Origin of the sequence: Amycolatopsis sp. cmx-4-83, assembly GCF_046548815.1 — a bacterium.
GTDB classification, from domain to species: Bacteria; Actinomycetota; Actinomycetes; order Mycobacteriales; family Pseudonocardiaceae; genus Amycolatopsis; species Amycolatopsis pretoriensis_A.
The window spans coordinates 107,850-120,999 of the sequence record NZ_JAEBEF010000018.1 but is presented as its reverse complement, the minus strand read 5'-3'; the positions used below and the strand labels follow the sequence as shown (position 1 = coordinate 120,999).

The 13,150-nt window shown below is 73.2% G+C and carries 10 protein-coding genes; 6 read left to right on the top strand and 4 right to left on the bottom strand.

Features of this window, described 5'->3' with window-relative positions:
- Positions 1-3 precede the first annotated feature (3 nt).
- Both ACLJQM_RS42350 and ACLJQM_RS42345 read left to right on the top strand, forming a co-directional pair.
- On the top strand, positions 4-783 hold the full coding sequence (locus ACLJQM_RS42350; protein ID WP_410635962.1) for a DUF1295 domain-containing protein: 780 nt from the start codon (positions 4-6) through the stop codon (positions 781-783).
- Complete coding sequence (locus ACLJQM_RS42345) at positions 780-1,592, top strand: carbon-nitrogen hydrolase family protein (protein WP_410635961.1); 813 nt, start codon at positions 780-782, stop codon at positions 1,590-1,592. The genes ACLJQM_RS42350 and ACLJQM_RS42345 overlap by 4 nt, the downstream gene beginning before the upstream one ends.
- 19 nt (positions 1,593-1,611) lie before the next feature.
- Here ACLJQM_RS42345 and ACLJQM_RS42340 read toward each other — a convergent pair whose 3' ends face one another.
- From ACLJQM_RS42340 to ACLJQM_RS42330, 3 genes are all read right to left on the bottom strand, one after another.
- The gene (locus ACLJQM_RS42340; RefSeq protein WP_247012843.1) at positions 1,612-2,358 is read right to left on the bottom strand and encodes an SDR family NAD(P)-dependent oxidoreductase; all 747 of its coding nucleotides are present in this window, start codon (positions 2,356-2,358) and stop codon (positions 1,612-1,614) included.
- 104 nt (positions 2,359-2,462) lie between these two features.
- Complete coding sequence (locus ACLJQM_RS42335) at positions 2,463-3,350, bottom strand: LysR family transcriptional regulator (RefSeq protein WP_410635960.1); 888 nt, start codon at positions 3,348-3,350, stop codon at positions 2,463-2,465.
- A complete protein-coding gene (locus ACLJQM_RS42330; RefSeq protein ID WP_410635958.1) occupies positions 3,350-4,603 on the bottom strand; it encodes a cytochrome P450 in 1,254 nt (417 codons plus the stop codon). Before ACLJQM_RS42330 ends, ACLJQM_RS42335 begins: the two co-directional genes overlap by 1 nt.
- A 46-nt stretch (positions 4,604-4,649) precedes the next feature.
- Here ACLJQM_RS42330 and ACLJQM_RS42325 point away from each other — a divergent pair, with 46 nt between their 5' ends.
- A complete protein-coding gene (locus ACLJQM_RS42325; RefSeq protein WP_410635957.1) occupies positions 4,650-5,378 on the top strand; it encodes an alpha/beta fold hydrolase in 729 nt (242 codons plus the stop codon).
- A gap of 241 nt (positions 5,379-5,619) precedes the next feature.
- Positions 5,620-8,865, top strand: coding sequence for a tetratricopeptide repeat protein (locus ACLJQM_RS42320; RefSeq protein ID WP_410635956.1), 3,246 nt, complete (start codon positions 5,620-5,622; stop codon positions 8,863-8,865).
- An 85-nt stretch (positions 8,866-8,950) separates the two neighbouring features.
- On the opposite strand, the gene ACLJQM_RS42315 is transcribed toward ACLJQM_RS42320, so the two are convergent.
- Complete coding sequence (locus tag ACLJQM_RS42315; RefSeq protein ID WP_410635954.1) at positions 8,951-9,721, bottom strand: class I SAM-dependent methyltransferase; 771 nt, start codon at positions 9,719-9,721, stop codon at positions 8,951-8,953.
- A 28-nt stretch (positions 9,722-9,749) separates the two neighbouring features.
- Between ACLJQM_RS42315 and ACLJQM_RS42310 the strand changes: the two genes are divergently transcribed.
- Together ACLJQM_RS42310 and ACLJQM_RS42305 are read left to right on the top strand one after the other, a co-directional pair.
- Entirely contained in the window at positions 9,750-11,198 is a 1,449-nt protein-coding gene (locus tag ACLJQM_RS42310) for a PLP-dependent aminotransferase family protein (protein ID WP_410635952.1), read from the top strand.
- A gap of 125 nt (positions 11,199-11,323) precedes the next feature.
- Positions 11,324-13,093 carry an MFS transporter gene (locus ACLJQM_RS42305; RefSeq protein WP_410635951.1) on the top strand — a complete coding sequence of 590 codons (1,770 nt, stop codon included), beginning with the start codon at positions 11,324-11,326 and terminating at the stop codon, positions 13,091-13,093.
- The last annotated feature ends 57 nt before the right edge of the window (positions 13,094-13,150 follow it).

Here is a 13,150-nt window from a genome sequence, read left to right as displayed (position 1 = left end):
GGGATGGACGCGTTGCGGGTCTGCCTCTACGTCTTCGCCGGGGTGACGCTCGGCACCTGGCTGGCTTCCGTGCTGACCAGGGAGTACTCCTGGGTGGACCGGATCTGGTCGATCGTCCCGGTCGCGTACCTGGCGATCTTCGCGGCCGAGGCCGGGTTCGCCGACACCCGGCTGAACGTGATGTTCGCGCTGGTCACCCTGTGGGGGATCCGGCTGACGTTCAACTTCGCCCGGAAGGGTGGTTACGCCCCCGGCGGCGAGGACTACCGGTGGGCGGTGCTGCGCGAACGGATGGCGCCGTGGCAGTTCCAGGTGTTCAACTTCTTCTTCATCTCGCTGTACCAGAACGCGATCCTGCTGCTGATCACGCTGCCCGCGTTGACCGCTTCGGAGCACCAAGGCTCGTTCGGGGTGGCGGACGTCGTCGTCGCGGTGGTCTTCCTGGCGTTCCTGGCCGGCGAGACGGTCGCGGACCAGCAGCAGTGGGTGTTCCACCGCGAGAAGCACGCGGGCCGCGCGCCGACGCGGTTCCTGCAGAGCGGGCTGTTCCGCTTTTCGCGGCACCCGAACTTCTTCTTCGAGCAGGCGCAGTGGTGGGTGATCGCGGTGTTCGGGATCGTCGCCGGCGGTCTGCAGTGGACGGTCGTCGGCGCGGTGCTGCTCACGCTGCTGTTCGTCGGGTCGACGAAGTTCACCGAGAGCATCACGAAGTCGCGCTACCCGGAGTACGCGGACTACCAGCGGCGGACGTCCGCCGTCGTTCCGTGGCCGGCCCGCGGATGACGGTCGTCGGCGCGCTGCAGCTCGGCACGGGTGTCGACGTCGGGCGGATCCTGGCGTTCGAGGACGAGATCCGCGGCGCCGACCTGGTGGTCCTGCCGGAGGCCGTGCTCGGCGGGTACCCGGGCCGGGTGCCGTTCGTGGCGTACTTCGCCGCGTCGGTACTGGTTCCGGGGCCGGAAGTTTCGGCGCTGGCCGGGCTCGCGGCCCGCACGGGCACGACCCTGGTGGCCGGCGTCATCGAGCGCGACGGCTCGACGCTCTACAGCACGGCGGTGTTCCTCGACCCGCACCTCGGGCTGGTCGCCAAGCACCGCAAGCTGGTCCCGACCGCCCGCGAGCGCCTCGCCTGGGGCCGCGGCGACGGCTCGACCCTCCCGGCGGTCCCGACGGCGGCGGGCCTGGCGGGCGCGGCGATCTGCTGGGAGAACCACATGCCGCTGTTCAGGGCGGCGATGTACGCGAAGGGCGTCGAAATCTGGTGCGCCCCGACGGCGGACGACCGCGACGTCTGGCAGGCGTCGATGCGCCACATCGCCGACGAGGGCCGGTGTTTCGTGATTTCGGCGTGCCCGTACGAGACCGGCGGCGACGACCCGTTCCGCGGCGGCAGCGTGATCGTGGGCCCGCTGGGCGACGTGCTGGCCGGTCCGCTGCGGGACGCGGAAGGCCTGATCACGGCGGAGATCGACCGCGAGGAGATCGTGGCGGCACGGCACAGTCTTGACGTGTCGGGCCACTACGCGCGGCCGGACGTCTTCTCGCTGACGGTCGACGAGCGCCCGCGGGACGGCGTCACCTTCCTGCGGTGACGCCGTCCCGGCCGGGGCCTCACACCGCCAGCCGGCCGCCGTCCACCGGGAGGATCGCGCCCTGGACGAAGCTTGCGTCGTCCGCCACCAGGAACGCGATCGCCGCCGCGATCTCGGCCGGGGATGCCACGCGGCCGGCCGGGCCCGCCGAGGCCAGTTCGTCCAGGCCGTCGCCGAAGACCGCCGTGCCCTCGGTGCGGGTCGGGCCGGGGCTGACCGCGTTGACGCGGACGCCGGACGGGCCGAACTCCGCCGCCCACGCCTTCGTCAGCAGCTCCACCGCCGCCTTCGCCGAGCCGTACAGGGCCATGCCCGTCATGCCCCTCGCCGCGACCATCGTGGACACGTTGACGATCGCGCCGCGCCCGCGCTCGGCCATCGCCGGGGCCAGCTCGGCGACGAGGAAGTACGGCACCTTCACGTTGATCGCGTACACGCGGTCGAAGTCCGGCTCCGTCGTCGAGGCGGTGGGGCCGGTCGGGAAGATCCCCGCGTTGTTCACCAGCACGTCGACGGGGCCGCCCACTTCCCGCGCCCGCTCGGCGAGGGCGCGCGCCGACGCGGCGTCGGTCAGGTCGGCCGCCACGAAGTCGGCCTTGCCGCCCGCCTCGCGGATGGCCGAGACGACCTCGGCGCCGCGTGCCGCATCCCGGCCGGACAGCACCACGTGGGCGCCGAGCCCGGCCAGTGCGACCGCCGTTGCGCGGCCGATGCCGCTCGTCCCGCCGGTCACCAGCGCCGTCGACCCGGACAGATCTGCACTCATCGTTCAACTCCTCCGCGACCCGGGTGTCTCCCCGGTCGAAGGGTTCAAACGCGAGCGCCGGAAAGGACTTCCGGAACGGCGTTCGGCGCTGCTTATGGCCGCGATCAGTCCGGTCGATAGTCCTCCAGCGCGGCGACGAACTCCGCGAGGTCACGCCGGTGCGCCGCCGCCGGCCACACCGCCCACGTCCGCCGGACGATCGGGTTGCCCGCGAGCGGCACCCACCGCACGGTGTCCGGCAGCGGGTACGGCCACTGCGGCGGGGCGAACGCGTACGCCCCGCCCGCGTTGACCGCCGGGATCTTCAGCTCGACGATCAGCCGCTGCTCTTCCGGGACCTCCGGGCCGACGTCGAGGCCGTGGCTGCGCAGGATCGCCGCCAGCTCGTCGTACCAGGCCGGGCTGCCCGCGCGGGCGAACGCGAACCACTCCAGCCCGGCCAGGTCCTCCAGCCGGACCGGCGAACCCAGCTTCTCCGCCAGGTCCGCGGCCAGCAGCACGCCGACGTCTTCCGCCACGACGAGCACCGCGTCCAGGTCGGGGCCCGGCGGGCGCTCGCGCACCAGCCCGACGTCCAGCTCGCCCGCCCGCAGCGCCGCCACCTGCGCCACCGACGACAGGTGCCGGGCCTGCACCCGCGTGTCCGGGTACGCCGCCGCCAGCCGCGCGAGCGCCGAGGGCAGCAGCTCGGGCGGCAGCTCCAGGGGGATGCCGACGCGCAGCACCCCCGTCGTGGTGTGCCGGGCCAGCGCGGCGAGGGCCTGCTCGTGCCGCGCCAGCACCGCCCGTGCCTCGCCCAGCAGCGTCGTCCCCGCGTCGGTGGTCTGCACGCCGGTGCTCGTGCGCACCAGCAGCTGCAGGCCGAGCCGCCGTTCCAGCGCGGTGATCGTCTGGGACAACGCCGGCTGGCTGATGTGCAGCTGGCGGGCCGCCTTCGACATCGTCCCGGCTTCGACGACCGCGACGAACGCCCGCATCTCGCGGATCTCCATCAGCGCCCCCACCGGATCGGCAGCGACTTGAGGCCGTTCTGGAAGTTCGACCGCAGCCGGACCGGATCCCCCGCGAGCTCGACGGGGCCGAGCAGGTCGAGGACCGCCTCGAACATCGCCCGCAGCTGCACCCGCGCCAGGTGCGCGCCCAGGCAGAAGTGCGGGCCGTGGCCGAAGGTGAGGTGGTCGTTCGGCGTCCGCCCGATGTCGAACGTGTCCGGGGAAGCGAACACGGCCGGATCCCGGTTGGCCGCCGAAAACCACACCACCACCTTGTCCCCGGCCGCGATGTCCACATCGGACAGCCGGACGTCGGAAACGGCCGTGCGCCGGAAGTGCATCACCGGTGTCCACCACCGGAGCATCTCCTCGACCGCCGACGGCAGCAGCGACCGGTCGGCCAGCAGCCGCCGGTGTTCCGCCGGGTGCGAGAGCAGCGCGAGCATCCCGCCGGGCAGGCCGTTGCGCAGGGTTTCGTTGCCCGCCACGGAAAACAGCCAGAACAGGTTCTCGAACTCGGCGAGCGAGACGCGTCCGCCGTCGTCGCCGACGTGCCGCATCAGGGTGCTCATCACGTCGTCACCCGGGTGCGAGCGCTTGTGCTCGCCGAGCGCGTTCGCGTACGCGTAGAGGTCCGGCATGCCCGCGCGCGTCCGCGGATCCGGCATCGACCCGTCCGGCCCCGGCGACGGGCGGACGGCGAGCGCGGCCCGCGCCAGCTCGCTCACCTCGGCGACGGAAACCGTCGAGCTGACCGCGTATTCGGCGTCCTGGTAGCCGATCACGCGGTTGCTCCAGTCGTACATCAGCCGCCGATCCCGCTCCGGCACGCCGAACACCCCGGCCAGGGTGATCAGCGGCAGATCGGCGGCCACCGCGGCGAAGTCGCACTCACCCCGGTCCGCGACCGAAGCGACGAGATCCCGCGCCCACGTCTCGATCTGCGAAGTCAGCTTCGCGATCGCCCTCGGCGTGAACGCCTTCGTCAGCAACCCCCGCAGCCTGCCGTGCTCCGGCGGGTCCATGTTCAGCATCATCCGGCGCACGTAGGCGAGGTCGGCCGCGTCGCGGATCTGGGTCCCGCCGAGCTGCGAGGAAAACGCGGCGGGATCGCGCAGCACCCGCCGCACCTCGGCGTGCCCGAGCACGGCCCAGAAGTCGTCGACGCGCACCACCGGGCCGGCGCGCCGCAACCGCGCCAGCTCCTCGTACGGGACACCTCGCACGTAGGTGTCCGGATCGGTGATCGCCACGAGCCGACCCTAGCCGCGCCCACCGACAATTTGGGAAGCTGCGCGGATGGACACCCTGAACATGCGCACCGGCGGCGAGGGCGAACCGGCCGTCCTCCTGCTGCACGGCCTCGGCGCGACCGGCGCGGTCTGGGCCCACTTCGCCCCGCCGCTCGCCCGGCGCGTCCTGGTGCCCGACCTGCCCGGCCACGGCCCGTCCGCGCCGCTGCCGCACTACAGCTTCGGGACGCTCACCGCCGCGGTCGCCCGCGTGCTGCCCGGCGCGGGCCCGTACGTCGTCGCCGGCCACTCGCTCGGCGGGGTGCTGGCGCTCGAACTGGCGTCCGGGAAGTACGACGTCGAGGTGGCCGGCGTGCTGGCGCTCGGGGTGAAGGTCGAGTGGAGCCAGGACGACCTCGGGCGCGCGGCGAGCTTCGCGGCCAAGCCGCCGCGGGTGTTCGAGACGCGGGTGGCCGCCGAGCAGGCGTACCTGAAGGTGTCCGGGCTGCTCGGGATCGCGCCCGCGGACCCGGCCGGGCTTCGCGAGACCGAGGGAGGTTGGCGCCTCGCGATGGACCCGGCCGCGTTCGGCGTCGGCGCACCGGACATGCCGGCGCTGCTCGCCGCGGCGCGGTGCCCGGTCGTGCTGGCGGCGGGCGAGCACGACCCCATGAGCCGTCCCGGCCAGTTGCGTGCGCTGGACCCGGACGCGGTCACCCTCGCCGGCCTCGGGCACAACGCCCACGTCGAGGACCCAGCCGCCGTGCGCGCCCTGCTGGAGCGCTTCGGCGTCTGAAAGCCCGGGGTGCAGCCGTCGTACCCCACGCGACGGCTGCTCCGCGAACCCCTCGTCACCACCGGACGGGAGAAAGCTTAGGAACTCGTGGTGGACGAGCGTCTGTACTGCCGAGTCACGCCGCGGTCACGGTCGGTACCTGCGGAAACGGTTATCTTCGCCGTTCGGTGGTACAGGTGGGGAGGCACGATCGTGATGCTTGAGGGGTACGTTTCGCTCGGGCACGCGGGAGAGGACGCCTGTGGACGAAGGCCGGTCGTTCGCCGGGTGGCTCCGTGCGCGCCGCGTGCTCGCCGGGCTCACGCAGGCGCAGCTCGCCGAGCGCGCCGGGCTGAGCCTCCGCGCGGTGCGCAACGCCGAGCTCGGCAACGTCCGGCGGCCGCGCCCGGAGACCGAACGACGGCTGCGGGAGGTGCTCGCCGAAGCCCCGCCCGAGCCGGTGCGGATCGGCGTGCTGGGCCCGCTGACGGTGTCGCGGGGTGACGAGCCGGTCGAGATCGGCGCGGAGAAGCAGCGGCTGATCCTCGCGCTGCTCGCACTGCAGCCGAACCGGACCGTCCGGCGCGAGGACCTCGTCGACGTCGTCTGGGACGAGCCGCCGCCGTCGTGCCTGGACCTGCTCCACACCTACGTCGCCCGGCTGCGGCGGGCGCTGCGGCCCGCCGACCTCATCGCCACCGACAAGGGCGGCTACCGGCTCTCCGCCGGCGAAAGCGAGCTCGACCTGCTGGAGTTCGATGCCCTCCTGGCGCGCGACGCCCCCGGCGAGGCCCTCGAACTCTGGCGCGGGCCGGCCCTCGCCGACGTCGAGCGCCTGCGCCAGCACCCCGCCCGCCTCGCGCTCGCGATGCGGCGCGCCAAGGCCGTGATGGCCTACGCCGGGGTCGCGGCCCCCGAGGACGCGGCGGTGCAGCTGCGGGTGCTGACCGCGGAGGAGCCGCTCAACGAGTCCGCGCACGCCCGGCTGATGCTGGTGCTCGCCGAGTCCGGGCGGCAGGCCGCCGCGCTGGACGTCTTCGAGGAGATACGCCGGCGGCTCGCCGAGGAGCTGGGCATCGAGCCCGGCCCGGAGCTGCGCGCCGTCCACCGCCAGGTGCTGCGGCAGGACTTCGCCGGCCCCGAGCCCCCGGCCCGCGTCCCGGCGCAGCTGCCCGCCGACGTCCCGGGCTTCCGCGGCCGCGTCACCCAGCTGGCCGAGCTGGACTCGCTGCTGCGCCGCGAAGACGGCGACACCGGCGCGCGCATCGCCGTCCTCTCCGGCACCGGCGGGGTGGGCAAGACCGCGCTCGCCGTGCACTGGGCGCAGCGCTCGCCCGGCGAGTTCCCCGACGGGCAGCTCTACCTCGACCTGCACGGCTACGGCACGGTCCGGCCGGTGGAGCCGGGCGACGCGCTGTCCGGCTTCCTGCGCGCGCTCGGCGTCCCCGGCACCGACATCCCGACCGAGCCGGACGAGCGCGCGGCGAAGTTCCGCACCGCGCTCGCCGGCCGCCGGATGCTGCTGGTGCTGGACAACGCGGGCTCGGTGGCGCAGGTCCGCCCGCTGCTGCCCGGCTCGCCGACGTGCCTGGTGCTGGTGACCAGCCGGGACGCGCTGCCCGGGCTGGTCGCCCGGCACGGCGCCCGCCGGGTGCTCGTCGACCTGCTCACCGACGCCGAAGCCCGTGACCTCCTGCGGGCGCTGCTCGGCCCCCGCGTCGACGAAGAACCCGAGGCCACCGCGGCGCTGATCGGGTACTCGGCCCGGCTGCCGCTGGCCCTGCGGCTGGTCGCCGAGCTGGCCCTCGGCCGGGAAGGGGAGCGGCTCGCCGCGCTGGCGGCGGAGCTGGCCGACGAACGGCGGCGGCTCGACCTGCTCGACGGCGGCGGCGACCCGCTGACCGCCGTCCGCGCGGTGTTCTCGTGGTCCTACCGGCACCTGCCCTCCGACGCCGCGCGCGTCTTCCGGCTCTGCGGTCTGCACCCGGGCCGCGACCTGACGCCGGTCACCATCGCCGCGCTCGCCGACGTCCCGCTGCCCGAAGCCGAGCGGCTGACCGGCGTGCTGGTGCGCGCCCACCTCGTGCAGCACACCGGCGACGACCGCGTCCAGCTGCACGACCTGCTGCGCGTCTACGCCGCCGAGCTCGCGGCCGCCGAACCGGACGAGAGCCACGCGGCCCAGGAGCGGCTGTTCGACTGCTACGTCCGTTCCGCCGCCCAGGCCATGGACGTCGTCCTGCCGCAGGAACGGCACCTGCGGCCGGTCGTGCCCGACCCCGACGTCAAGGTGATCGAGGCGCAAGCCTGGCTGGAAGCCGAAAGGCGCAACCTGCTCGCCGTCGCCGCGCACGCCACCCGGCACGGCTGGGCCGACCACCTGCGCCTGCTGTCCGGGATCCTCTGGCACCACCTCGACGTCGGCGGCTACCACGAAGAAGCGCTGGTGCTGCACACGCACGCGTCCGCGCTGGCGCACGACGCGGGCGACCGCGCCGCCGAAGCCGAACCGCTGACCCTGATCGCGCTCGGCCACTGGCGCGTCGGCCGGTCGCGGGAAGCGCGGCGGTACCTGGAAGAGGCGCTCGTCCTCGTCCGCGAAACCGGCGACCGGCGCACCGAAATCCACGTCCTCAACACGCTCGGCCTGGTCTGCCGCGCGCTCGGCCGGTTCGCCGAAGCGATCACCTACTCGACGGAAGCGCTGGTGGTGGCCAGGAAGACGGGCGACCGCACCAGCGAAGGCCTGGTCCTGATCGTGCTCGGCTGCTCGTGCCGCGGCATCGGCCGGTACGCGGAAGCGGCCGGGTACCACCGGGAAGCCCTGGCGCTCGCGCGCGAAACCGCCGACCGCACCAGCGAGGGCTACGCGCTCGTGAACCTCGGCGACGCGTTGTCGGCGCAGGGCGACCACGACGAAGCCGCGCGCTCGCTGGCGGAAGGGCTCGAGCACTTCCGGGCCATGGGCGTGCGGGTGAGCGAGGGGTACGCGCTCGGCATCCTCGGCGACATCGAGCACGCGCGCGGCCGGTACGACGAAGCCGCGGAGCACCTCGAGCGGGCGATGGAAATCGCGCGGGAGACGGGCAGCCCGACCAACCGCGGGGTCGCCTTGAAGCACCTCGGCGACGTCCGGCTGGCGCAGGGACGGCCCGAGGAAGCGGCCCGGCACCTGGAAGAAGCACTGGGCCTGGCCCGGGAATGCGGCGACCGGGGCGTCGAATCCCGCGTGCTCAACAGCCTGGGCGCGGTGGCGGCGGCGCGGGGAGCGGCGTCGGACGCCCTCGACCACCACCGCGCCGCCCTCGCCGCGGCCAAGAAGACCGGGTGCGGTCCCGAACAGGGCCGTGCCCACTGCGGCCTCGGTGAAGTCCACTGTGGACTCGGCGACGCCGTGGCCGCGCGCGAGCACTGGGAACGCGCGCTGGCCTGCTACGCGGGGGAGTGCGTACCGGGCGCGATCCGCGTCCGCCACCACCTCGCCGCCTTGGACCGCACCGTCGGGTGACGGCGGTCAAGCGCGGCGAGGTCGTTTTCCAGCCGTTCGCGGTCGCGGTCGACGAAATTGGTGCTGCCCGCGAGCCGCCGGGTGATCACGACGTCCTCGCGGTGGCCTTGAAGAACGTGTAGTGGAAGGTCTCGGTCCGCCGCAGGTCCGCGACACCGCGAGCCCAGCTCTCGGTGGTCGCCAGACCCCGGGCGACGGCGGTTTCGCCGACGCCTTCGACCATCGCGGTGAACGTGTCGCGGGTGAATCCGGTGACCAGCCCGGGCCGGGACGCGTCGACGTAGACGGTCCGCGGCTCGACCACGACGTCGTCGAAGCCGGCGCCGTCGAGCAGCGGGTACAGCCGCCGCCCGATCAGCGCGTCACCGCCGGCGTCGGCCTGGAGGCGGACGAGGCAGTCGATCGCGGCCTGGGCGGGCTCGCTGCGCGGGTGGAAGAACGCCGAGCCGTGGTCGCCCTCGATCACGGTGAGCGTGCCGCCGGGCCGCAGCAGGGTCTTCAGGTGGGTGAGGGCCTTCTCCGGCTCCGGCAGGTGTTCCAGCACGAAGCAGACGAAGAGGTGGTCGTACTCGCCGTCGAGGGCGAACAGGTCGGCCTGGCGGAAGTCGACGCCAGGGACCCGCGCGGCGGCCTGCCGCAGCGACGCTTCGGAGACGTCGACCGCGATCAGGTGCGCGTCCGGGCTGCGGGCCGCGAGGTGGACGGTCTGGGCGCCGACGCCGCAACCGACCTCGAGCACGCGGCTGCCGGCGGGGAACGCCGTGCCGTCGTGCAGGAGGGCGGCGAGGGTGTCGGCCTGGTCGCCGAGGCGGCGGGCTTCGGGAGCGGCATACCCATGCACGTAAGTGGTGTCCATGAGCCCAGCGTGCTGCGACAATGGTCCGGTGGACAGAGCCAAAGCAGGTCCTTCGGAGGGGTCCATAGGGTCGGATTTCCTCCAGCTCGACGTGCGCGAGGCCCCGCCGGGCGGCCTCGCGGACTGGCTGGCGGGCCGGCTGCGCGCCGCGATCGCCGACGGCAGGCTCCCGGTCGGCGGCCGGCTGCCCGCGTCCCGGGTGCTGGCGGCCGAGCTGCGCGTGTCGCGCGGCGTCGTCACCGAGGCCTACCAGCGGCTCATCGACGACGGGCACGCCGCCGGGCGCGGCCGCGCGGGCACGGTCGTGGTCGCCGCGCCGGTGCTGCCGCCGGACCCCGCGCCCGCCCGGGTGCCGTCGAAGGTGATCACGCCGCTGCCCGGCGTCGAGGTCTTCGACGCGATCCGCGCGATCCCGGCCCGGCTCGACCTGACGCCGGGCGTCCCGGACCTGACGGCGTTCCCGCGCGCGGCGTGGCTGCGGGCCGAGCGGGCGGTGCTGGACGAGCTGGAGCCGTCCCACTTCGGCTACGGCGACCCGCGCGGCGCGCCGTCGATGCGGCTGGCGGTGTCGCACTGGCTGGCGCGCAACCGGGGCATCCGCGTCGACCCGGGCGAGATCATCGTGGTGGCCGGGGTCGCGCAGGCGCTGACGCTGCTGGGGGAGGTGCTGCGGCAGCACGGGATCTCGGAGATCGCGGTCGAGGACCCGGGCTCGCTGGGCGCGCGCCAGCACCTGCACCACTGCGGCCTGGCGACCCCGCCGGTCCCGGTGGACGACGACGGCGTCCGCGTGGCCGATCTGCGCGCGCCGGCGGTGCTGCTGACGCCCGCCCACCAGTTCCCGATGGGCGTGGTGCTGGGCGGCGAGCGCCGCCGCGAGCTGATGCGCTGGGTGGCCGGCGGCGGGATCGTGGTGGAGGACGACTACGACGCCGAGCACCGCTACGACCGCTCGCCGGTGCCCGCGGTGCGGTCGATGCTGCCGGAGGTCTGCTACACGGGGAGCGTGTCGAAGCTGCTGGCGCCCGCGCTGCGGGTGGGCTGGCTGCTGGCGCCGCCCCGGTTCCGCGACGACCTGGTGGCGGCGAAGCGGTTCGCGGACCTGGGCAACGCGGTGCTGGCCCAGCTGGTGCTGGCCCGGCTGATGGAGACGGGCGAGCTGGAGCGGCAGCTGCGCGTGGTGCGGGCCCGCCACCGGCGTCGCCGGGACGCGATGATCCGGGCCTTGGCGACGTCGATGCCGGCCGCGCGGGTCCACGGCGCGGCAGCCGGTCTGCACCTGACGATCACGTTCGACGGCGAGGTCGACGACGTCGCGGTGGCGGCGGCCGCGCTGGCGGAGGGGGTGAAGGTCCAGCCGCTGTCCTGGCACCGCCAGCGGCCGGGCCGCCCCGGCCTGGTGCTGGGCTACGCGGCCCGGACGGCGACGGAGATCGAGGAGGGCGTCGCGCTGCTGGGCCGGCTGGTCCCTCGGTAAAGGATCCACAAAGGACAGTCAACCCATTGTGATCATGCTCTCCCAAGTGTTTCGCGTACTTGGTTGCCATACGCAAGCAACTTGCTTAGCCTAGCTAAGGGACTTGCCAGCAGAAGGGTTGCACAGTGGCGGAACGCCGGACGTATTCGATCGCGGAACTGGGGCCGCGGTACAAGTGGATCGCGCTGTCCAACACGACGCTGGGCATGCTGATCGCCACGATCAACTCCTCGATCGTGCTGATCGCGCTCCCCGACATCTTCAAGGGCATCGGGATCAACCCCCTCGAGCCGGCCAACACCAGCTACCTGCTGTGGATGATCATGGGCTTCCTCGTGGTCACCGCGGTGCTGGTGGTGAGCTTCGGGCGGCTCGGCGACATGTACGGCCGCGCGAGGATGTACAACCTCGGCTTCGCCGTCTTCACCGTTTCTTCCGTCATGCTGGCCGTCACCTGGTTCGGCGGTGACGCGGCCGCGCTGTGGCTGATCGGCTGGCGGATCGTGCAGGGCGTCGGCGGCGCCTTCCTGATGGCGAACTCCTCGGCGATCCTCACCGACGCCTTCCCGGCCAACCAGCGCGGCCTCGCGCTGGGCATGAACGGCGTGGCGGCCATCGCGGGCTCGTTCCTCGGCCTGGTCGTCGGCGGCGTCCTCGCGCCGGTCGACTGGAACCTGATCTTCCTCGTCTCGGTGCCGTTCGGCGTGATCGGCACGATCTGGGCGTACCTCAAGCTGCACGACACCGGCATCCGCAAGCACGCGCGGATGGACTGGTGGGGCAACATCACCTTCGCCGTCGGCCTGATCGCGGTGCTGGTCGGCATCACCTACGGCATCCAGCCCTACGGCACGTCCCCGACCGGCTGGGGCAGCCCGATGGTCCTGAGCTGCCTGATCGGCGGCGTCGCGGTGCTGGTCGCGTTCGTGGTCATCGAAACCAAGGTCGACAACCCGCTGTTCCGGCTCTCGCTGTTCAAGATCCGCTCGTTCACCTGGGGCAACATCGCGAACCTGACGGCGTCGCTCGGCCGCGGTGGCCTGCAGTTCATCCTGATCATCTGGCTGCAGGGCATCTGGCTCCCGCAGCACGGCTACACGTTCGAGCAGACGCCGTTGTGGGCGGGCATCTACATGCTCCCGATGACGGTCGGCTTCCTGCTGGCCGCCCCGACGTCGGGCATCCTCGCCGACCGCATCGGCAGCCGCCTGCTGGCGTCCAGTGGCCTGCTGATCACGGCGATCACGTTCCTGCTGCTGATCATCCTGCCGGTGAACTTCGACTACTGGGCGTTCGCGGCGATCCTGCTGGTCAACGGCATCGGCATGGGCATGTTCTCCTCACCCAACCGCGCCGAGGTGATGAACAGCCTCCCGGCCGACGCGCGCGGCTCCGGCGCGGGCATGATGACGACCTTCCAGAACGCGGCGATGGTCCTGTCGATCGGCTTCTTCTTCAGCCTGATCATCTCGGGCCTGTCGAGCAGCCTCCCGTCGACGATGCACGACGGCTTGGTCTCCCACGGCGTCCCCGAGGCAGCGGCGGCCCAGGTGGCCAACCTCCCGGCGGTGGCGGTGCTGTTCGCGGCGTTCCTGGGCTACAACCCGATCCAGCAGCTCCTGGGCAGCCAGCTGTCGTCCCTGCCCCCGGACCAGGCGTCGTTCCTGGCCGGCCGCAGCTTCTTCCCGAACCTGATCTCGGGCCCGTTCCAGTCCGGCCTGGCAGTGGCGTTCGGTTTCGCGATCGTGGTCTGCCTGATCGGCGCGGTGGCGTCGTTGCTGACGAAGGACGCCCGCCCGAAGGACCGCGAGTCGGTGGGTTCGGAGCTGGCGGCGGTCGCCGGGGAGGCCGGTGGCGGGCCGAGCGAATTGGTGTCGCCTTCGCGCGAACGCTAGACAGAGCACGGAAAACGGGCCGGGTGTCACCTTCGCGGTGGTACCCGGCCCGTTGTT

Bases quoted from the DNA above. Each gene is read 5' to 3' on its own strand.
- ACLJQM_RS42350 (WP_410635962.1), top strand. From the start codon at position 4: ATGGACGCGTTGCGGGTCTGCCTCTACGTCTTCGCCGGGGTGACGCTC.
- ACLJQM_RS42345 (WP_410635961.1), top strand. From the start codon at position 780: ATGACGGTCGTCGGCGCGCTGCAGCTCGGCACGGGTGTCGACGTCGGG.
- ACLJQM_RS42340 (WP_247012843.1), bottom strand. From the start codon at position 2,358: ATGAGTGCAGATCTGTCCGGGTCGACGGCGCTGGTGACCGGCGGGACG.
- ACLJQM_RS42335 (WP_410635960.1), bottom strand. From the start codon at position 3,350: ATGGAGATCCGCGAGATGCGGGCGTTCGTCGCGGTCGTCGAAGCCGGG.
- ACLJQM_RS42325 (WP_410635957.1), top strand. From the start codon at position 4,650: ATGGACACCCTGAACATGCGCACCGGCGGCGAGGGCGAACCGGCCGTC.
- ACLJQM_RS42315 (WP_410635954.1), bottom strand. From the start codon at position 9,721: ATGGACACCACTTACGTGCATGGGTATGCCGCTCCCGAAGCCCGCCGC.